Here is a 17823-nt window from a genome sequence, read left to right as displayed (position 1 = left end):
GACCACGGGGGCGGGCTGGGCGGCGGCCGCGGGGTCGGCGACGGTCACGGCGGCGGCCGGGTCGGTCGCGGTGCCGGGGTCGGCGGCGTCCGTGGCGTCGGCGGTGCCGGCGGCGCGGTCCGTGGCGGGGCGGTCCGCGCGGGCGCTCTCGCGCCCGCGGTCGGTGCGGTCCGCGCCGCGCGCCCGGTCGGCGCGGTCGGCGCGGTCGGCGCCCGCGCGGTCGGCGCGGTCGGCGCCGGGCCGGTCGGCGCCGGGCCGACCCGCGGCGGTCCGGTCGGCCGTCGCGCGGTCCGGCGCGGACCGGTCGGGCTGCGCGGCCCGGTCCTGCGGGCCCGCGGCGAGGGCGCCCTGCAGGACCGCGTCGAACCCGGTCGGCGCGGTGCGCCCGGTGGCGCCTGCCGACGCGGCGCCGGCGGCGCGCGCCGGGGCGGCGGGAAGCGTGCTGATGGTCACGAGGCGGCCCCCCAGAGGGACGTGAGCAGGGACGAGGTCGAGGCACCGGCCGAGCCGGAGCCGAGGGCGCCGAGCGCCTGGGTGAGCGAGCCGGTCGTGCCCGACGCGGCGGTCGCGCCGGCGGAGCCGGTGAGCAGCGCGAGGGCGTTCTGCCCGGCGGCGGTGCTCGCGAGCGCGGAGGACAGCGCGGCCGACGCCGGCGCGGCCGTCGCGGTGGCGGCGGCCTGCGGCAGGATCCGGCGGATGGTCGTCGGCTCCGCGTACACGTCGCGGATCGTCACGGACTTCCCGGGCTTCGGCGCGTCGATCATCTGGCCGTCGCCGACGTAGATGCCGATGTGCTTGCCGCCGTTCAGGACGACCAGGTCGCCCGGGAGGGCCTGGTCGAGGGACGGGACCGCCTCCCCGAGCGTGGCCTGGTCGCGGGCGACCCGGGGCACGCCCGACGTGATGCCCAGGTCGGCGAGCGAGCGGAGCACCAGCCCGGAGCAGTCCAGGCCGCCCTCGGCGAGCGACTCGCCGCCCCAGACGTAGGGCGTGCCGAGGTACTTCTTCGCGGCCTCGACCAGGTCCTGGCCGGTCACCGTCGTGGACAGCGCGTGGGCGGGCACCGTGCCGAGGTCGGCGCCGGCGGCGCCGGTGAGCTGCGCGAGCGCGGCGGCGAAGTCGGTGCCCGCGGCGGCCGAGCCGGAGGCGGACACCCCCGACGCGGACGCGGACGCCCCCGACGCCGCCGACGTCGCGGCGGCTGCCGGCACCGTGGCGGGCTCGACGTACGCGCGGATCTCCGCGATGCGGGCCTGGACGGCCGCCACTCCCCCGGTCACCGGACCCCCTCCGGGTCGGCCCCGGCGGGCACCGCCGCGCGGCGCCCGGCGACCTCGTCGAGCACGACCTGCTCGGCCCGCTGCTCCTCGACGCGGACCGCGGCCTCGTGCTTCTCCTGCAGCTTCTCGAGCGTGCGGGTCTGCGTGCGGGCGGCGGACCACGCCGCGTCGGCGGCGTCGACCTCGTCCTGCGCCACGAGGACCTGGGCGCGGCGGTCGACCAGCAGCGCGGACAGCGCGAGCCGGCTGGCGACGACGGCCTGCACGCCGCGGGCGTCGGTCCCCTCGGGGAACACGGCCGAGCCGAGCGCGGTCTCGGTGGCGGCGGCGCGGGCCGCGGCGGCGTCGCGCCCGCGGACGCTGGTCGCGCGCTGCGCGGCGGCCTGCTCCTCGGCGAGCGCCCGCAGGCGCAGCAGCCCGGCGAGGCGGAACGCGCGGCTCACGGCAGGTCCCCCATCGCGGCGACGAGCGCGGCGAGCCGGGCCCACGAGTCGGCCGACGGCGCGCGCTCGTCCATGCCCTGGCGCAGGAAGCCGTCGATGGCGGCGCCGTGCGCGACGGCGGCGTCCACCAGCGGGTTCGACCCGGCGACGTAGGCGCCGACGTCGAGCAGGTCCTGCGCCTGGCGGCGCGCGGCCATCACGCGGCGCAGCCGGGTGGCGACGGCCTTCTGCTCGGGGCCGATCACGCGGGACGCGACCCGGGAGATGGAGGCGAGCGCGTCGACGGACGGGAAGTGCCCGGCGACGGCCAGCGACCGCTCCAGCACGACGTGGCCGTCGAGGATGGACCGGGCGGCGTCGGCGATCGGCTCGTTGTGGTCGTCGCCGTCCACCAGCACGGTGTACAGGCCGGTGACCGAGCCGGTCGCGCCGGTGCCGGCGCGCTCCAGCAGCTGGGCGAGCAGGGCGAAGGTGCTCGGCGGGTAGCCGCGGGTGGCCGGGGGCTCGCCGACCGACAGGCCGATCTCGCGCTGCGCCATGGCCACGCGGGTCAGCGAGTCCATCATCAGCACGACGTCGTCGCCGCGGTCGCGGAACCACTCGGCGATCCGGGTGGCGACGAACGCCGACCGGAGCCGGACCAGCGGCGGCTCGTCGGAGGTCGCCACGACGACGACCGAGCGGGCCAGGCCCTCGGGGCCGAGGTCGTCCTCCAGGAACTCCCGCACCTCGCGGCCGCGCTCGCCGACTAGGGCGATCACGGAGACCTGGGCGTCGGTGCCGCGGGCGATCATCGACAGCAGGGACGACTTGCCGACGCCGGAGCCGGCGAACAGGCCCAGGCGCTGGCCGCGGCCCGCGGTGACGAGGGTGTCGAGCACGCGCACGCCGAGGTCGAGCGGCTGCGCGACGCGGGCGCGCGCCAGCGGGTGCGGGGCGTGCCCGGTCACCTCGGCGCGCCCGACGCCCACGAGCGGCCCGCGGCCGTCGATGGGGCGGCCCAGGCCGTCGAGCACGCGGCCGAGCAGGCCGGGGCCGACGGGCGCGGTGAGCGCGGTGCCGCGCGGGCGCACCGGCATCCCGGCGCGCAGGCCGTGCGTCGGCCCGAGGGGCATCGCCTGCGCGGAGCCCCGGCCGGTCGCGACCACCTCGGCGGGCACCTCGGTGCCGTCGCCCGGGTCGATCGACACGAGCTCGCCGACGGCCGCGCCGGTGCCGGCGACCTCGACGGTCAGGCCGACGACGCCGCGGACGGTGCCGACGCGCTCGGGCCGTGCGGCACCGAGCGCCGCGCCCCACGCGGGGGTGCGCAGCAGCGCGGCGTCGTCCGCGGCGGGCGCCGGGGCGGCGACCGACCCGGCGACGGGCCCGTCGGCGGACCCGGCGGTCGACCCCGCGCGCGGGGTCGGCAGCACGGCGGCGGTGGGCGTGGTCATGCGGCGCCGGCCTCCCCCGCGCCGGCGGCGAGGGCCACCCGGGCGCGGTCGAGCGCCGCACCGAGGCGCGCGTCGAGGTAGCCGTCGGGGAACTCGCCCACGGCGTCGCCGGGCGCGAGCGCCGGGTCGGCGACGAGCTCCACGCCGGTCAGGTCGGGCAGCCCGGCCAGGACGTCGCCGCCGGCCGCGGCCCCGCCCGCCGTCGCCCCGCCCGCGAGCGCCGCGCGCAGCACCGCGAGGTCACGCGGGTGCAGCCGGACCGTGTGCACCTCGCGGGCCGGGTCCAGCGCGCGGACCCGCGCGAGCGCCGCGGCGGCGGAGGCCGGCGCGTCGGACAGCTCGGCGCCGAGCACGGCCGCGGCCAGGTCGAGCGCGGCGGCGTGCAGCGCGTGCTCGGCGGACGCCAGCACCGGGGCGCTGCGGTCGGCAGCGGCCCGGGCGCTGCGTGCCAGCACGGCGAGCGCGTCGGCGTGCTCGGCGGCGCGCCGCGACTCGGCCTCGGCGCGCTCCCGCTGGACGCGGGCGGCCTCGGCCTCGGCGGCGCGGGCGGCCTCGCGGGCGCCGGCGGCGTAGCCGGCCGCGTACCCGGCGGCGTACCCCTCGGCGCGCGACGGCTCGGCCGTCGCGAGCCCGGCGGACCCGCCGAACGCCTGGGTGAAGGTGCGCGGGTCAGGAGACATACTCGTCCTCGCCCTCGCGCCGGATCACGATCTGGCCGGACTCCTCCAGGCGGCGGATGGCCTGGACGATGCCGGCGCGGGCCTCCTCGACCTGCGAGAGGCGGACCGGGCCGAGCAGCTCGATCTCCTCCTCGAGGTTCTCGCGGGCGCGCTCGGACAGGTTGCGCAGGATCTTGTCCCGCACCTCGGGCGACGCGCCCTTGAGGGCGACCGACAGCTCGTTGGTCTCGACCTGGCGCAGCACGAGCTGCATCGCGCGGTCCTCGAGCAGCACGATGTCGCCGAAGACGAACATCCGGCTGCGCACCTCGTCGGCCAGCGCCTCGTCGCGGCTCTGCAGCCCCTCGAGGATGAGCTTCTCCGTGGTCGGGTCGGCGCGGTTGATGATCTCGACGAGCGGCTGCACGCCGCCGACGGCGGACAGCTCGTTGGGGGTCAGCACGGTCGAGGCCTTGCGCTGCATGGACTCCGCGATGACCGCGACGACGTCCGGGGACGCCCGCTCCATCAGGGCGATGCGGTGGGCGACCTCGGACTGCTGGTCGGACGGCAGGCCGGCCAGGATCGCGGACGCGTGCTCGGGCCGCAGGTGCGCGAGCACCAGGGCCACGGCCTGCGGGTGCTCCCCGTTCAGCAGGGACAGCACCTGGCGGGCGTCGGCGTGCTGCAGGAACTCGAACGGCTGCCCGGCCATCGAGGTCTGCAGGCGCTCGATCATGCCCGCGGCCTCGTCGCGGCCGAGGGCGCCCTCCAGCAGCTGGGTGGCGTAGCCGAGGCCGCCGTTCACGCTCGGGCCGATGGCCGAGGCGGCGTAGAACTCCTCGACGACCTCGTCCGCGACCGTCGCGTCGACGCGCTCGAGGCGCATGATCTCGGCCGTGAGCTCCTCGATCTCGGCGGTCTCGAGCTTGGACATGACCTTGGCGGCGCGCTCCCGGCCGAGCTGCAGCAGCAGCATGGCGGCCTTCTGGGTGCCGGTCAGCGTGGCGGTCGACATCAGCGCCGCCCGGCGGGGGTCAGCCAGCCGCGCAGGAGGTCCGCGACCTCCTCGGGCTGCTCGTCGGCGAGCGCGGCGATCTCGGCGCGCTTGACCGCGAGGGACTCGGCGACCGGGTCGATCTCGGCGGGGCCGGGCAGGGCCGGCGGGATCTCCGGCAGCTCCTCGAGCTCGGCCGCCGGGTCGGGGCCGTCCATCAGGGGCAGCTCGCCGATGTCCAGCGCCTCGCGCTTGCTGCGCCGGGAGCGGCGGGCGAGCACGACGGCGACCACGATCACCAGCAGCAGCAGGGCGCCGGCGATCACCGCCTGCCGGAGCAGGTCGGCGCGGCGGTCGGCCTCGGCCTGGGCGTCGGCGGCCGCGAGGGCCTGCTCCGCCGCGTCGGCGCCCGTGGTGTCGAACGCCATCGCCTGCACGGCGATGGTGTCGCCGCGCGCGGTGTCGATGCCCGCGGCGGCGGTCAGCGTCGCGGTGAGCTGGTTGAGGTCGAGGCCGGCCGCGGCGGTCTGGTCGACGACGACGGCGAGCGACTGCTTCTGCACCGTGCCCGGGGCGACCGTGGTGACCTCGGTGACCTTGTTGACCGCGTTGCTGACGTCCTCGGTCGTGTTCGTGTACGAGCCGGTGCCGTCGCCCTCGCCGGTGGGGACCGCGATGTTGTCGGGGCCGAGCACGCCGGTGGCGGTGCCGGAGCCCGCGCCGGTGTACTCCTCGGTCGTCGTCGAGGACACGAGCGGCGGGGTGCCCTCGGTCGCCGAGAACTCCTCGGAGGTGCGCTGCGTCTGGTCCTGGTTGAGCGCGGCGGTGACGGTCACGGCGGACCGGCCCGGGCCGACCACCTGGTCCAGCAGCGCCTGCACGGCGCTGGTCACGCGCTGCTCGTAGGCGGAGGTCGCCTCGTCGCCGGTGCCGCCGGTCAGGCCGGTGCCGACCTCGGAGAGCACCTTGCCGGTGGAGTCGACGACGGCCACGTCGGTGGCCTTCATGCCCTCGATGCCCGCGGACACCAGGTGCACGATCGCCTCGACCTGGTCGGTGCTCAGCTCGGTGCCGGTCTTCGTGCGCACGAACACCGACGCCGTCGGGTCCTGCTGCTGCGAGACGAACACCGAGTCCTCCGGCAGCGCCAGCTTCACCGTCGCGGCCTCGACGCCGGACATGGCGCCGACCGTCTTGGCCAGCTCGCCCTCCAGGGCGCGGGTGTAGGTCGTCTGCTGCTGGAACTCGCTGGACGTCATCGACATCCCGTCGAGCAGCGAGTACCCGTCGCCCTCCGCGTTCGCGGGCAGGCCGGCGGCGGCCAGCTTGAGCCGCATGTCGTACAGCTTCGCCTGCGGCACCAGCACCGTGCTGCCGCCGTCGGTGAGCTCGTAGGACACGCCCTCGGCCGCCAGCTGGTCGACCACGGCCGAGGCGTCGGTCGCGGACAGGCCGGAGAACAGCGGGGCCAGCGTGGGCTTGGAGGCCCAGGAGTAGATCGCGAACCCGCCGAGCAGGATCGCGGCGACCGCGATGATCGCGAACGTCTTCTGCGGGAGCGAGAACTGCTTCACCGCGCCGCTCATGCGGCCGAACAGGGACTTCACCTGGGCGGGCATCAGGCCTGCATCCTCATGATCTCGGTGAACGCGTCGACGGCCTTGTTGCGCACGGCGGCGGTGAGCTCGAGGGCGAGCTTGGCCTCGGACGACGCGACGGTGTAGTCGTGCACGTCGTCGAGGTCGCCGCTGACGGCCTGGACGGCGAGCGCGTTGCTCGTGGACTGGAGCTGCTGGACGTGGTCGACGGCGCCGAGCGCCGCGGCGAACCCGCCGTCGGCGCCGGCCGTCCCGGTCGCGGGGCCGGCGGCACCGGTGGCGCCGAGGCCGGGCAGGCCCGCGACGTCGGACAGCTCGGACAGGTAGGAGGTGGCGGTCACGCCGGACACGCCGCCGACGGGCTGGATGCTCACGAGGTCCTCCCGATCTGCAGCGCCGCCTCGTAGGACGACTTCGCGCGGTCCACGACCGCCGCGTTCGCCTGATAGCCGCGCTGCGCCATGATCAGCTGCGTCATCTGGGAGGCCATGTCGACCTCGGGGTAGCGGACGTAGCCGTCCTCGTCCGCGAGCGGGTTCGTGGGCTCGTAGACCACGCGGCCCTCGGCGGGGCCGAGCGCGATGCCCGACACCTGCGCGCCGCCGCCGTTCGCGGTCGGGATCTCCGAGGCCACGACGTACTTGGCCTGGTAGGCGGCCTCGGACGTCGCGGTGGCGTTGTTCATGTTGGCGAGGTTGTCGCTCACCGCGTCGATCCACTTGCGGTAGACGGTCATGCCGGTGCTGGCGATGCCGATCGCCCCGAAGGTCGTCATCAGTTGGTCCTCATGGCCGTGCGGACGCTGGAGAAGGTGCCGTCGACCGCCTGGGTCGCCAGCTGGTAGCGCAGGTTCGTGTCGACGTTGAGCAGCGTCTCGGAGTCGAGGTTGACGTTGTTGCCGTCGGTGCGCGTGGGCTCGAGGGAGCGCGCGGTCGTGGCGGACGCGGCGCCGGTGCCGTCGGCGACGGCGCGGGCCAGGGCGTCCTCGAACTGGACCTTCTTGGCGTGGTAGCCCGGGGTCTGGATGTTCGCGACGTTCTCGGCGATGGCGCGCTGGCGCGCGGCCAGGCCGTCGAGCGCGCTGTTGATCGCGACGTAGCTGACGGAGTCGAACATGCCCATGCAGGGTCACCCTCACCCGAGGTTGGTCCTGGTCGGCCTAGTCCGTGGCCTGCTGCGCGAGCGATCCGTGCTCACGCGTCCCATCGGCGGGATGCGGCGCCTGCTGAGGTGTGCGCCCGAGAAATGTCGCGGATCACTCGCGCGGCGGACGCGATTCGAACGGGTTGTCCGAATTTGCCGCGGAATGTCCCGCGGCATTCTGGGTGCTGGCACCCAGGTGCGGCTCAGCCCTCGACGTCGAGGTAGGCCGGGGCGGGGGCCGGGCGGGTGCGCAGGCCGTCGGCCGTGCGCAGGCGGCGGCGGTGCTCGGCGAGCTGGTCGCCGGTGCGGCGGGCGAGGTCGCGCTGGCGCTCGACCAGCGCGGCGGCGCGCGGGGCGAGGGAGGCGGGCAGCGGGCCCAGCCCGCGGGGGGTGCGCCAGGGTTCGGTCAGCGCGACGTCGACGACCGCGGGGTCGCCGGCGCGCTGCGCCCCGGCGAGCAGCTCCTCGGCCCGCTCCGCGCCGAGCTCCATCTCGGTGAGCGCGGCCACCCAGGCCGCCTCGCGCCCCGCGCGACCGTGGTCGGGGGCCTCGTGCCCGCAGGGCGTCCCGGGGCGGGCGTCCGCGTCGAGCGCGGTGCCGGGGGTGCTGCGCTCCACCGGCGTGACCGCCGTGTCAGCCGACACCGAGCACCCCGGTGCCGGTCTCGGCCGTGTCGAAGGCGGGGGCGCGACGCTGCGTCGGGACGTCGTTCGCGACGGTCTGCGCGGCCTCGCGCCAGGCGTCGGCGAGCGGCGCGACCAGACCGCGGCACGCGGCGGCGCGGTCGGCGTCGCCCGCCATGCTCGCGCCGATCATCTCGGACAGCAGGAACGTGTAGACCGACAGCAGGCGGTCGCCGCCGTCCCACTCCGCCACGTTCAGGTTCGCGATGAACTCGGCGACGATCTCCTGCGCGTGGGCCAGCTGCTGGGTGCCCGTGGCGCGGTCGCCCGCGCGCAGCGCGACCTCCGCGCGCTCGAGGTCGAGCAGCAGCCTGTCGTACAGCATGGTGAGGAGCTTCGCCGGTCCCGCGGTCGCGACCGCGTCGGCGAGGAACCGGGTCCGGGCGTCGTACACGGCGGTCCTTTCAGCAGGGTGGGGGTCAGTCGGACGACCCCGTCAGCTGCGCGAGCTGGGTGGTCAGGTAGCTGGACTGGGAGTTGAGGTTCGAGAGCTGGACCTCCATCGCCGCGTACATCGTGGTCAGCGACGCGCGGCGCGCCTCCAGCCGGATGTCCCAGTCGGCGATGCGGTCGGTCAGGTCCTTGACCTCGCTGTTGTAGCTCTGCACCTGCAGCGTCAGCGTGCCCTTGGCGGAGTCGGAGGCGACCTCGCCGATCTTCTGCAGCGAGCCGGCGACGCCCTGGACGGCCTTGCCCACCGCGTCGGGGTCGTTCGTCAGCGCGGTCTGGAACGCCGCCGCGTCGAACGTGAAGGTGCCGTCCTTGCCGAGCGAGATGCCGATGCCGGCCAGCGACGTGTTGCTGGCGCTGTTCGACCCGGCGGCCAGCAGCGACTGCTGCAGGCCGCGGACCGTCGCGTTGCCGGAGAACAGGCCCGCGGTGACGATCGCGGTGCCCTCGTCGTTCGTGCCGGTCTTGCTCGTCGAGTAGGACGTGATGTCGCCCAGCACGGCGTTCAGGTTGTTCACCAGCGCCTGCGCCAGCGCGGACAGCTTGGAGTCGTCCCGGGTCACGTCGACGGTCACCGGGTCGGTCGTCTTCGCGGTCACCGTGACGTTGACGCCGGTGACGAGGTTCTCGAAGACGTTCTTGGACGAGGTCACCTTCTGCTCGGCGCCGCTGCCGGGCCACAGCACGATCTCGGCGTCGGAGGCCGCGCGGATCTCCTTGGACGCCAGGGTGGCGCCGTCGGCCGCGTTGCCCACGGCGACGCTGAACGTGTTCTCCTTGCCGGTCTCGGTGCCGGTGAGCTGCAGCCGGTAGTCGGGCGCGGCGGCGGTGCCGACGTTGAGGGCGGACGCCTTGACGCCCGTGCCCTCGGCGTTGAAGGCGGCGACGATGTCACCGATGTTGTCGCTCAGCGCCGTGACGGAGACGGTCTCGCCGTCCGCGCGGGTGAGCGTGAAGGTCGGGGTGTCCGACGTGTAGCCCGTCGGCAGCGTGTAGAGCGTCGACTGCGAGGCCGCGACCGAGTCGACGCGGAACGAGACGCTCGACGGGCGCGCCTCGGAGGTGGTCGTCGCGGTGACCGACTCGGCGGAGGACTTCGCCTTGACGGCCTCCCAGGACGACGCGGTCGCCGCGGCCTTCGCGGCCGCCGTCAGGGAGGCGACCTTGGTGTTGAGGGCCTGCAGCGCGGTGGACTGCGACGAGATCGTGCTCTTCTTCTTCGAGAGCAGCGTCTGCTGGTTGGCCTCCAGCGCGATGGTCGAGTCGATCAGGTCTGCCGTGGGGAAGTTGCTGATCAGCCCGGTGCTGAAGGTGATGCCGGCCATCGGGTCCTGTCCTCCTGGTGGTCCTGCGGGCGCCCCGGTTCGGCGGGGCCGAGATGCGACGCGGGCGGTGGTGGACGGTGCGTCCACCACCGCCCGCGTCGGTCGTGCTGGTCCTGCTGGTCGTGCGTCCTCGGCGGGACGCCGGCCCCGGTCCCGTCACCGCGAGGTGGCCGGGACCGGAGCCGGACGGCTCACTGGAGGAGCTGGAGCACGCTCTGCGGGATCGACTTGGCCTGCGCGAGCATCGCCGTGCCGGCCTGCGAGAGGATCTGCGCCCGGGTGAACGAGACCATCTCGGACGCCATGTCGGTGTCGCGGATCCGGCTCTCCGAGGAGGTCAGGTTCTCGACCGCCACGTTGAGGTTGTTGATGGTGTGGTCGAAGCGGTTCTGGACCGCACCGAGCTGCGAGCGGACCTTCGACACGTCGGTGATCGCCGCGTCGATCTTGTCGATCGCCTCGGTGGCGCCGGACTTCTGGCTGAAGACCGGGGACGCCGCCGCGACCTCGGAGGCGGTGGCCGTCGCGGCCGGGGTGGCGCCCGTGAAGGACACGCCGGTGGTGCCGGCGGCCGCCACGGTCACGGAGGTGCCGAACACCTTCGCCGCCGCCGCGGTGATCGCCGCGAGGGCGCCGGCCGCGTCGGTGACGCCGGCGTAGTCCACCGAGGCCAGGTCGAACGACTTGGAGCCGACCGTGACGGTGCCGTTCAGCGCCTTCAGGGCCTCCAGGTCGGTGGTGTCCGCGGTGACGGCGACCGAACCGGCGGTGCCGGCGACGGCGTTGGTCACGACGGCCGTGCTGGCGTCGCTGGCGACCTTGGTCACGTCGATGCCGTTGACGTCCAGGCCCGTGGCGGACAGGCCGCCGGTGCGCTTGAGGTCGACGGTGATCTTGTCCTGGTCGGAGGTGTTGGCGCCGACCTGGAACGTGCCCGAGTAGTTGCCGTCCAGCAGCTTGGTGCCGTTGAACTGCGTGGTGTCGGAGATGCGGGTCAGCTCGGTCTTGAGCTGGTCCATCTCGTCCTGGATGTTGCCCTTGGCGGTCTCCGAGAGGCCGCCGTCGTTCGCCGCCTGCACGGACAGGGTCCGCATGCGCTGCAGGATGGAGTGCGTCTCGGTGAGCGCGCCCTCAGCGGTCTGGACGACGGAGATGCCGTCCTGGGCGTTGCGCACGGCCTGCTTGGTGCCGCCGATCTGGGCACGCAGGCCCTCGGAGATCGCCAGACCAGCAGCGTCGTCCGCCGCGCGGTTGATGCGCAGGCCGCTCGACAGCTTCTCGAGCGACTTGCTCAGGTCGTTCTGCGTGTTGGACAGGTTGCGGTACGAGTTCAGCGCCGCGATGTTCTGGTTGATCGAGAGAGCCATGATGGTTCTTCCTCCGTGAGTGGGCTCAGGGGCGGCCCGTCCGTGGGCACACCCTGGACATCGGACGGGCGCCGCGACCCCTGAGGAGTTTTTCCCGCGACTTGTCCGAGGTCGGTTCAGACCGCGGCGCCGACCAGGCCGGGCGCGACGATCTGCAGCTCGGCGAGGACCTCGGCCTCGTCGGCCGGGTCCACGTGCGCCAGGGCGTCCTCGAGCCCGGCCAGGCCGCGCTCGTCGCCGTACGCGCTGTACGCGAGGGCGCCGGCGACGGCGCGCTGGCGGGGGTGGGCGTGCGGGTCGCGCGCGATGAGCACCAGCGGGCACGCCTCGGCCTGGCCGGCGCCGCGCAGGTGCGCCGACCACTCGGCCGCCTCCTCGAGCGCCATGGTCGGCGCGAGGTGCGCGGCACCGGCCAGCACGGCCGGGTCGCCCGGGCGGACGTCCCGCATCCAGCCCAGGAAGGTCCGGGCCGCGGCGGTCGCGTCCATGGCGCACCACGTCACGTACTGCCGCCACATCGCGTCCGGCATCGCGGCGAGCAGGCGCCGGCACTCGTCCTCGGTGAGCAGCCGCTGCAGGCCCGCGGTCGCCCCGGGGGCGACGCCGTGCTCGATCGCGGCCAGCGCCGCGAGCACCGCGCGCCGCCGGTCGCCGGTCACCACGTGCGCCCAGAGCTCCGTGGTGACCAGGCCGGCCCGGTCGACCCGCTCGCCGTAGGCGTTGACGGTCGTGGTCGGGATGCGGTCGATCGCGGCGAGCGCCCCCGCGGCGTCGCCGCGCTCGGCCAGGACCTGCGCGCGGGTCGCCAGCGCGAACGCCGGGTTGTCGTCGGACTCCTCCCACACGTCGAGCCAGCGGTTCGCCGCCGCGGCGTCGCCGAGCGCGACGGCGGCGAGGTAGACGGAGCGGGCCAGCAGCACCGCGTGCCGGGGGGCGACGAAGCCGTCGGCCGCCAGCGCGTCCGCCTCGGCCAGCGCCGCGGCGTGGTCGCCGACCATCTGCAGCGACCGCGCGAGGTCGACGCGGTGCAGCTCCAGCGCGACCGGGTCGCCGGCAGCGCGCGCCGCCGCCACCTGCTCGCGGGCGAGCTCGACGTTGCGGCGCCCCTTGCCCTTCTCCGCGACGACGTCGGGGCGGTAGCCGCTGTGCACCAGCTCGATGCCCGCGGCGGGGCGCTGCGGGTGGGCGGGCCGGCCGGTCGCGCGCAGGACGGGCTGCTCGTGCAGCCGGCCCGCCCAGGCGTGCAGGTCCCGGCGGAACACGCGCGAGCCCGCCAGCACCGTGTCCGCCGCGCCGAGGCCGAGCGGCAGCGCCGGGCCCGCGCCCAGGTTCCGGATCAGCACCGTGTGCGCCACGCCGCCGTCCCGGCCGAGCGACGCGCGGAACGCCTCCGGGTCGCCCGCCACCACCTCGTCGGCGTCGACGGACAGGACCCAGTCGCCGGTCGCGTGCGCCAGCGCCCGGTCGCGCGCGGCACCGAAGTCGTCGTCCCAGTAGCCGTCGACCACGAGGTCGGTGTGCCGTCGGGCGATCTCCCGGGTGCGGTCGGTGGAGCCGGTGTCGTACACGACGACCTCGTCGGCCCAGGACAGCGCCGCGAGGCAGTCGTCGAGGACGGCCTCCTCGTCCTTGACGATGAGGACCGCGGAGACGGTGGGGCGTGCGGGCATGACGTTCCTCCGGTCGGGTGACTGCCCTGCCGATCGGCGCGCCCGCCCGGCTCCTGAGCGATCGGGGGCGCACGGCGGCCCCGGGACGCGGCGAGGGCGCCGCCCGCGTGCTGCGGACGACGCCCTCGGACGTGCGTGAACGTGCTGCTCCTCCCCCCGCCGACCGGCCGGCGGGGTGCCGCGGTCTCAGACCGCGGCGGTGGTGATGCGGTCCGAGCCCTCGAACGGGGTCGGGACGGAGCGGACCTCCTCGGCGCGGTGGCCGGCGGCGGACATGGCGGCGCGCGAGGCGACCGCGGCGAAGTACGTGCGGCGGCGGCGCTCGGCGACGCCGTCCGGGCGCTCGGCGACCGGGACCATCTCCGGGTCGAGGCTGGCGTTCAGGCCGTCGCGCATCAGGGCCAGGCCCTCGGTGCGCAGCTGGCTGATCCGGGACTGGGTGACGCCCAGCTCGTCCGCCAGCTCGGCGACGGACCGGTCCTGCAGGAACAGCCCCTCGATGACGGTGCGCAGCCGGTCGGGCAGCGTGTCGACCGCGGCGCGCAGGTAGCGCAGCCGCTCGCCGATGAGCACGTTGTCCTCGGGGCCGGGCGCCTCGTCGCGGACCAGGTCCGCGACCGGGTGCACGGTGGCGTCCATCGACAGCACCCGCCGCTCGGCGTCCTGGCGGGCCTGGTCGACGGCGGCGAGGTCGGTGCCGAGCGCGTTCGCCAGCTCCTCGCGGGTGGGCGTGCGGCCCAGGGTCGCGGTCAGCCGGTCGCTCGCGGCGGACAGCTCGCGGGCGCGGTGCCGGGCGCCGCGGGACGCCCAGTCCATCGAGCGCAGCTCGTCGATCAGCGCGCCGCGGATGCGCAGCGCGGCGTACCGCGCGAACGGGACGCCCGTCTCGGGGTCGTACGCGCGGGCGGCGAGCACCAGCGCGAGGTGGCCGGCGGACACGAGGTCCTCGCGGCTGACGGTGGCGGGGACCCGGGAGAGGACCTCGCTCACGTGGTACCCCACGATCGGCATGTGCGCGACGACGAGGTCGTCGGCGGCGGGGGTGGCTGCAGAGCTGTTCACGAACCGGTTCTCGGCGGGGGTGAAACCCGCCTTGAGCCTTTCTCATGAAGTTCATGGAGACCCGATCTATGCGACTTCCGCGACCATTTCGGACGTACCGGAAAGACAAATCGGACATCCGCCGACATAGTTCCAGGCGCGGCTGAGGAGTTGTGATGCACGTCACACTCGGGACATCGCTGTCCTGTCGGATACACGGACTGACCAGTCGGTTCAACTCACCGGTCCCGGGCCGGCACGCGGGGGTGGCCACGAGGTGTCCGGTTTCGCTCAGGACCGCCGGGGCCGTCCCGATAGGACAGGCATCACGCCGCGGCCGGCACCCCGCGCCGGGCGTCCCGACCGCACCACCGCCGCTTCGAAGGAGGGCACGCGCGATGGCCCTGAGCCAGCTGTCCGACGTCCTGTGGACCGAGCGCCGCCTGCTCGAGCTGCTGCTGTTCAAGCTCGAGGAGGAGCAGCTCGTGCTCACCAGCGGGCGCACGCGGTGGCTGGCCCACGCCACGCGGGAGGTCGAGACCGTGCTGGAGCAGATCCGGGACGCCGAGCTCGGCCGCTCCGCCGAGGCCGACGCGGTCGCCCTCGAGCTCGGCCTGGAGCCCGGCGCCACGCTGCGGACCCTCGCCGAGCACGCCCCCACCCCGTGGGACGACCTGCTGCACGCGCACCGCGACGCCTTCGTGCAGCTCACCACCGAGATCGCCCAGCTGGCCGACGGCAACCGCGAGCTGCTCGCCATGTCGCACCGCGCGACCCAGGAGACGCTCATGTCCCTGCAGGAGTCGGTGCAGACCTACGACCCCCAGGGCCACACGGCGACCCCCGCCGACCGCAGCGCCCAGCTGATCGACCAGTCCTTCTGACCAGGCCGAGCCGGCCGCACGAGACGACCCGAGACGACCCGAGGAAGAGGATCCGTTGAGCACCTTCTCCGGACTGGGCACCGCCCTCAGCTCCCTGATCGCGCAGCGCCAGGCGCTGGAGGTGTCGGGGCAGAACATCGCGAACGCGAACACCGTCGGGTACACCCGGCAGCGCGCCGCGATGGCCTCCCTGCCGGCCGCCACCGTGCCGTCGATGTTCTCCACCAGCAACGGCGTGGGCATCGGCACCGCCGTGACCGGGATCGACCGGCTCGGGGACGCGTTCCTCGACGCCCGCGTCCGCAACGAGACGTCGGGCGCGTCCCGGCTCGCCGCGGTGGCCACCGAGTACAAGACGCTCGAGACGACGATCGGCGAGCCGACCGCCACGGGCTTCTCCAAGGACCTGTCGAGCTTCTGGAGCTCCTGGTCCGACGTGGTCAACGACCCGACCTCCGACTCGGCGCGCTCCGTGCTGCTCCAGCGCGGCAAGGCCGTCGCCGACCGGCTGTCGACCATGCACCAGGACATCGGCACCCAGTGGCAGCAGGCGCTGACCACCACCTCGGCCCTGGTCACCCAGGTGAACACCACGGCGGCCAACGTCGCCGACCTCAACACGCGCATCCTCGCGATCACCAACGCGGGCGGCTCCGCGAACGAGCTGATGGACCAGCGCGACCTGCTCGTCACGCAGCTGTCCGGCCTGGTCGGCGCCTCCGCGCGGACCCGCGACGACGGCACGGTCGACGTCATGGTCGCCGGCAACGCCCTGGTCTCCGGGAGCACCGCCAACCAGCTCGCCGTCTCCCCCGACAGCCCGGCCTCGCTGGGCGACGCGATGGCCGCGGGCGCGCCGGCCGTCTCGATCGTCTGGGCGCGCAACGGCAACCCGTCGGGCATCGAGGGCGGGCGCGTCGCCGGCCTGCTCACCACCCTGGCCCCGCAGAGCAGCGGCGGGATGCTCACCAGCGCCGCGGCCGCGATCGACGAGGTCGCCACGAAGGTCGCCACCACCGTCAACGCGATCCACACGACGGGCTACACGGTCGACGGCTACGGCACCGGCACCCCCGGCGGCGCGTTCTTCACGTTCGACCCCGCGGACCCCGCGCGCAGCCTGGCCGTCGCGATCACCGACCCCGACGGCATCGCCGTGGCCGGGGCCGGCAAGGGCGCGCACGACAGCAGCGTCGGCCGGGAGATCGCCGCGCTCGCGAAGTCCACCTCCGGCGCCGACGCGACCTGGTCCGCCTTCGTCGTCGACCTCGGCGTCCAGTCGGCCAGCGCCTCGTCCCGGGCGACCGTGGCCGAGGCCGCGCGCTCCACCGCCGCCTCGGCGCAGCTCGCGCAGACCAGCGTCGACACCGACGAGGAGACCGTGAACATGCTCGCCTTCCAGCGGGCCTACGAGGGGGCGGCCCGGGTGCTCACGGCCGTCGACGAGATGCTCGACACGCTGATCAACCGGACGGGGGTGGTGGGCCGATGACCACGATCGGCCGCGTCACGCACTTCACGGTGCGGAACTCGACGCTCAACAACGTGCAGGCCAACCTGCAGCGGATGGCGGACCTGCAGGCGCAGATGTCGTCGGGCAAGAAGATCAACGCCGCCTCCGACGACCCGTCCGGCACCGCCGACGTGCTCCGCCTGCAGGGCGAGCAGCGGCAGCTGGCGCAGTACGACCGCAACGCCGCCGACGGCGAGGCGTGGCTCACGACGATCAACGACGCGCTCACGACCTCGCTGTCGACGCTCCGCAAGGCCCGGGACCTCACGGTCCAGGGCGGCAACGGCGCGCTGGGCATCAACTCGCGGGTCGCGCTCGCGCAGGAGATCGAGGGCCTGCGGGACAACCTGCTGGCCCAGGCCAACACCACCTACCTCGGACGCTCGGTGTTCGCGGGCACCACCGCGGGCGCGGCGTTCGCGGACGGCTCGACGCCGGCCACTGCGTACGCGTTCTCCGGCGCGGGCGTCGACGGCACCGTGACCCGGACCGTCGCCAGCGGCACCGTGATCCGGGTCGACTCCTCCGGCGCCGCCGTGTTCGGCGAGGGCACGGACTCCGTCTTCGCGCTGCTGGACTCGATCTCCGCCACGCTCCGCGCCGGCGGCGACCCGTCCGACCAGCTGACCGCGATCGACGGCCACCTCGACGCGATGACGACCGAGATCGCCTCGGTCGGCGCGCGGCAGAACCAGATCGACGCCGCGCAGGACCTCATCGCCCAGAGCCGGCTGACCGCGACCACGCGGCTCAGCGCGGTGCAGGACATCGACCTCGCCCAGATCATCCTGGACCTCGGCTCGCAGGAGGTCGCCTACAAGGGCGCCCTCGCCGCGGGCGCCAAGGTCCTCCAGCCGACCCTCCTGGACTTCCTCCGATGACCGCTGAGCTCGCCGACGCCCCGCGTCGCACCCACCTGCCCGAGCACCTGCACCTGCGCGCGCCCATGCCGGGCCTGAGCGGGTACGCGGACTTCACGCTCACCCCCCTGGACGACGCCGGCGTGCTGTACGCGCTGCGCGCCGAGCCCGCGGGCGCCCGCCCGGTCCGGCTGTTCGTCGTCGACCCCGACGCGTTCTTCCCGGATTACCACCCGGCGATCGCCGGGGACGTGCTCGCCGCCATCGGCGCCGACGCCGAGCACGCCGTGCGCCTCGTCGTCGTGCGCCCGGCCGACGGCGGCGAGCCGCCCACCGCGAACCTGCTGGCACCGCTCGTGCTCGACCCCGCCAGCGGCGCCGCCGTGCAGACCGTCCTCACCGAGGACTGGCCGCTGCGGGCGCCGCTCGCCCCGGCCGCCTGACGCGGCCAGTCCTCGGGGAGGACTGTCTCTT

Annotated in this window: 19 protein-coding genes and 1 pseudogene; 4 read left to right on the top strand and 16 right to left on the bottom strand. The window is 74.9% G+C overall.

Annotated features, from left to right (window positions below):
* From MHY85_RS15080 to MHY85_RS15005, 16 genes and pseudogenes are all read right to left on the bottom strand, one after another.
* Positions 1-453, bottom strand: a pseudogene (locus MHY85_RS15080) (hypothetical protein); the annotation flags it as partial.
* Positions 450-1280 (bottom strand): C40 family peptidase, encoded by an 831-nt coding sequence (locus MHY85_RS21510; RefSeq protein ID WP_239197707.1) that lies wholly within the window; start codon positions 1278-1280, stop codon positions 450-452. The pseudogene MHY85_RS15080 and the gene MHY85_RS21510, both read right to left, overlap by 4 nt.
* A complete protein-coding gene (locus MHY85_RS15070; RefSeq protein ID WP_239197705.1) occupies positions 1277-1723 on the bottom strand; it encodes a flagellar FliJ family protein in 447 nt (148 codons plus the stop codon). Before MHY85_RS15070 ends, MHY85_RS21510 begins: the two co-directional genes overlap by 4 nt.
* Positions 1720-3159, bottom strand: coding sequence for a FliI/YscN family ATPase (locus MHY85_RS15065; protein ID WP_239197703.1), 1440 nt, complete (start codon positions 3157-3159; stop codon positions 1720-1722). Before MHY85_RS15065 ends, MHY85_RS15070 begins: the two co-directional genes overlap by 4 nt.
* The gene (locus MHY85_RS15060; protein WP_239197701.1) at positions 3156-3839 is read right to left on the bottom strand and encodes a FliH/SctL family protein; all 684 of its coding nucleotides are present in this window, start codon (positions 3837-3839) and stop codon (positions 3156-3158) included. The genes MHY85_RS15065 and MHY85_RS15060 overlap by 4 nt, the downstream gene beginning before the upstream one ends.
* Positions 3829-4836, bottom strand: coding sequence for a flagellar motor switch protein FliG (gene fliG, locus MHY85_RS15055; RefSeq protein ID WP_239197699.1), 1008 nt, complete (start codon positions 4834-4836; stop codon positions 3829-3831). The genes MHY85_RS15060 and fliG overlap by 11 nt, the downstream gene beginning before the upstream one ends.
* A complete protein-coding gene (gene fliF / locus MHY85_RS15050; RefSeq protein ID WP_239197697.1) occupies positions 4836-6434 on the bottom strand; it encodes a flagellar basal-body MS-ring/collar protein FliF in 1599 nt (532 codons plus the stop codon). The genes fliG and fliF overlap by 1 nt, the downstream gene beginning before the upstream one ends.
* Positions 6434-6787, bottom strand: coding sequence for a flagellar hook-basal body complex protein FliE (locus MHY85_RS15045; protein WP_158372748.1), 354 nt, complete (start codon positions 6785-6787; stop codon positions 6434-6436). Before MHY85_RS15045 ends, fliF begins: the two co-directional genes overlap by 1 nt.
* Positions 6784-7188 carry a flagellar basal body rod protein FlgC gene (locus MHY85_RS15040; RefSeq protein ID WP_158372749.1) on the bottom strand — a complete coding sequence of 135 codons (405 nt, stop codon included), beginning with the start codon at positions 7186-7188 and terminating at the stop codon, positions 6784-6786. The genes MHY85_RS15045 and MHY85_RS15040 overlap by 4 nt, the downstream gene beginning before the upstream one ends.
* Positions 7188-7529, bottom strand: coding sequence for a flagellar basal body protein (locus tag MHY85_RS15035; protein WP_158372787.1), 342 nt, complete (start codon positions 7527-7529; stop codon positions 7188-7190). Before MHY85_RS15035 ends, MHY85_RS15040 begins: the two co-directional genes overlap by 1 nt.
* Before the next feature lie 230 nt (positions 7530-7759).
* Complete coding sequence (locus tag MHY85_RS15030) at positions 7760-8200, bottom strand: hypothetical protein (protein ID WP_239197695.1); 441 nt, start codon at positions 8198-8200, stop codon at positions 7760-7762.
* Positions 8190-8633, bottom strand: coding sequence for a flagellar export chaperone FliS (gene fliS, locus MHY85_RS15025; RefSeq protein ID WP_239197693.1), 444 nt, complete (start codon positions 8631-8633; stop codon positions 8190-8192). The genes MHY85_RS15030 and fliS overlap by 11 nt, the downstream gene beginning before the upstream one ends.
* Before the next feature lie 25 nt (positions 8634-8658).
* Positions 8659-10014 (bottom strand): flagellar filament capping protein FliD, encoded by a 1356-nt coding sequence (gene fliD, locus MHY85_RS15020; RefSeq protein ID WP_239197691.1) that lies wholly within the window; start codon positions 10012-10014, stop codon positions 8659-8661.
* A 191-nt stretch (positions 10015-10205) separates the two neighbouring features.
* Entirely contained in the window at positions 10206-11381 is a 1176-nt protein-coding gene (locus MHY85_RS15015; protein WP_166938452.1) for a flagellin, read from the bottom strand.
* Positions 11382-11497: 116 nt separating this feature from the next.
* A complete protein-coding gene (locus tag MHY85_RS15010) occupies positions 11498-13051 on the bottom strand; it encodes a glycosyltransferase family 2 protein (RefSeq protein WP_239197689.1) in 1554 nt (517 codons plus the stop codon).
* 186 nt (positions 13052-13237) lie between these two features.
* On the bottom strand, positions 13238-14113 hold the full coding sequence (locus MHY85_RS15005; RefSeq protein ID WP_239197687.1) for a sigma-70 family RNA polymerase sigma factor: 876 nt from the start codon (positions 14111-14113) through the stop codon (positions 13238-13240).
* Positions 14114-14490: 377 nt separating this feature from the next.
* Here MHY85_RS15005 and flgN point away from each other — a divergent pair, with 377 nt between their 5' ends.
* From flgN to MHY85_RS14985, 4 genes are read left to right on the top strand one after another with little or no spacing between them, the layout of a single operon-like run.
* A complete protein-coding gene (flgN, locus tag MHY85_RS15000; protein ID WP_239197685.1) occupies positions 14491-14976 on the top strand; it encodes a flagellar export chaperone FlgN in 486 nt (161 codons plus the stop codon).
* Between the two features lie 55 nt (positions 14977-15031).
* Positions 15032-16468, top strand: coding sequence for a flagellar hook-associated protein FlgK (gene flgK, locus MHY85_RS14995; RefSeq protein WP_239197683.1), 1437 nt, complete (start codon positions 15032-15034; stop codon positions 16466-16468).
* On the top strand, positions 16465-17370 hold the full coding sequence (gene flgL, locus MHY85_RS14990) for a flagellar hook-associated protein FlgL (RefSeq protein WP_239197681.1): 906 nt from the start codon (positions 16465-16467) through the stop codon (positions 17368-17370). The genes flgK and flgL overlap by 4 nt, the downstream gene beginning before the upstream one ends.
* Entirely contained in the window at positions 17367-17792 is a 426-nt protein-coding gene (locus MHY85_RS14985; protein ID WP_239197679.1) for a flagellar assembly protein FliW, read from the top strand. The genes flgL and MHY85_RS14985 overlap by 4 nt, the downstream gene beginning before the upstream one ends.
* The last annotated feature ends 31 nt before the right edge of the window (positions 17793-17823 follow it).

Source organism: Cellulomonas sp. ACRRI, from assembly GCF_022346185.1.
Classification (GTDB): domain Bacteria; phylum Actinomycetota; class Actinomycetes; order Actinomycetales; family Cellulomonadaceae; genus Cellulomonas.
The sequence above is the reverse complement of the archived record's forward strand: the minus strand, read 5'-3'. Positions and strand labels throughout refer to the sequence as shown.

Excerpts from the sequence above, each read along its gene's own strand:
- MHY85_RS15065 (WP_239197703.1), bottom strand. The coding sequence starts at position 3,159 with ATGACCACGCCCACCGCCGCCGTGCTGCCGACCCCGCGCGCGGGGTCG.
- MHY85_RS15060 (WP_239197701.1), bottom strand. The coding sequence starts at position 3,839 with ATGTCTCCTGACCCGCGCACCTTCACCCAGGCGTTCGGCGGGTCCGCC.
- fliG (WP_239197699.1), bottom strand. The coding sequence starts at position 4,836 with ATGTCGACCGCCACGCTGACCGGCACCCAGAAGGCCGCCATGCTGCTG.
- fliF (WP_239197697.1), bottom strand. The coding sequence starts at position 6,434 with ATGCCCGCCCAGGTGAAGTCCCTGTTCGGCCGCATGAGCGGCGCGGTG.
- MHY85_RS15040 (WP_158372749.1), bottom strand. The coding sequence starts at position 7,188 with ATGACGACCTTCGGGGCGATCGGCATCGCCAGCACCGGCATGACCGTC.
- MHY85_RS15035 (WP_158372787.1), bottom strand. The coding sequence starts at position 7,529 with ATGTTCGACTCCGTCAGCTACGTCGCGATCAACAGCGCGCTCGACGGC.
- fliD (WP_239197691.1), bottom strand. The coding sequence starts at position 10,014 with ATGGCCGGCATCACCTTCAGCACCGGGCTGATCAGCAACTTCCCCACG.
- MHY85_RS15015 (WP_166938452.1), bottom strand. The coding sequence starts at position 11,381 with ATGGCTCTCTCGATCAACCAGAACATCGCGGCGCTGAACTCGTACCGC.
- MHY85_RS15010 (WP_239197689.1), bottom strand. The coding sequence starts at position 13,051 with ATGCCCGCACGCCCCACCGTCTCCGCGGTCCTCATCGTCAAGGACGAG.
- flgN (WP_239197685.1), top strand. The coding sequence starts at position 14,491 with ATGGCCCTGAGCCAGCTGTCCGACGTCCTGTGGACCGAGCGCCGCCTG.
- flgL (WP_239197681.1), top strand. The coding sequence starts at position 16,465 with ATGACCACGATCGGCCGCGTCACGCACTTCACGGTGCGGAACTCGACG.
- MHY85_RS14985 (WP_239197679.1), top strand. The coding sequence starts at position 17,367 with ATGACCGCTGAGCTCGCCGACGCCCCGCGTCGCACCCACCTGCCCGAG.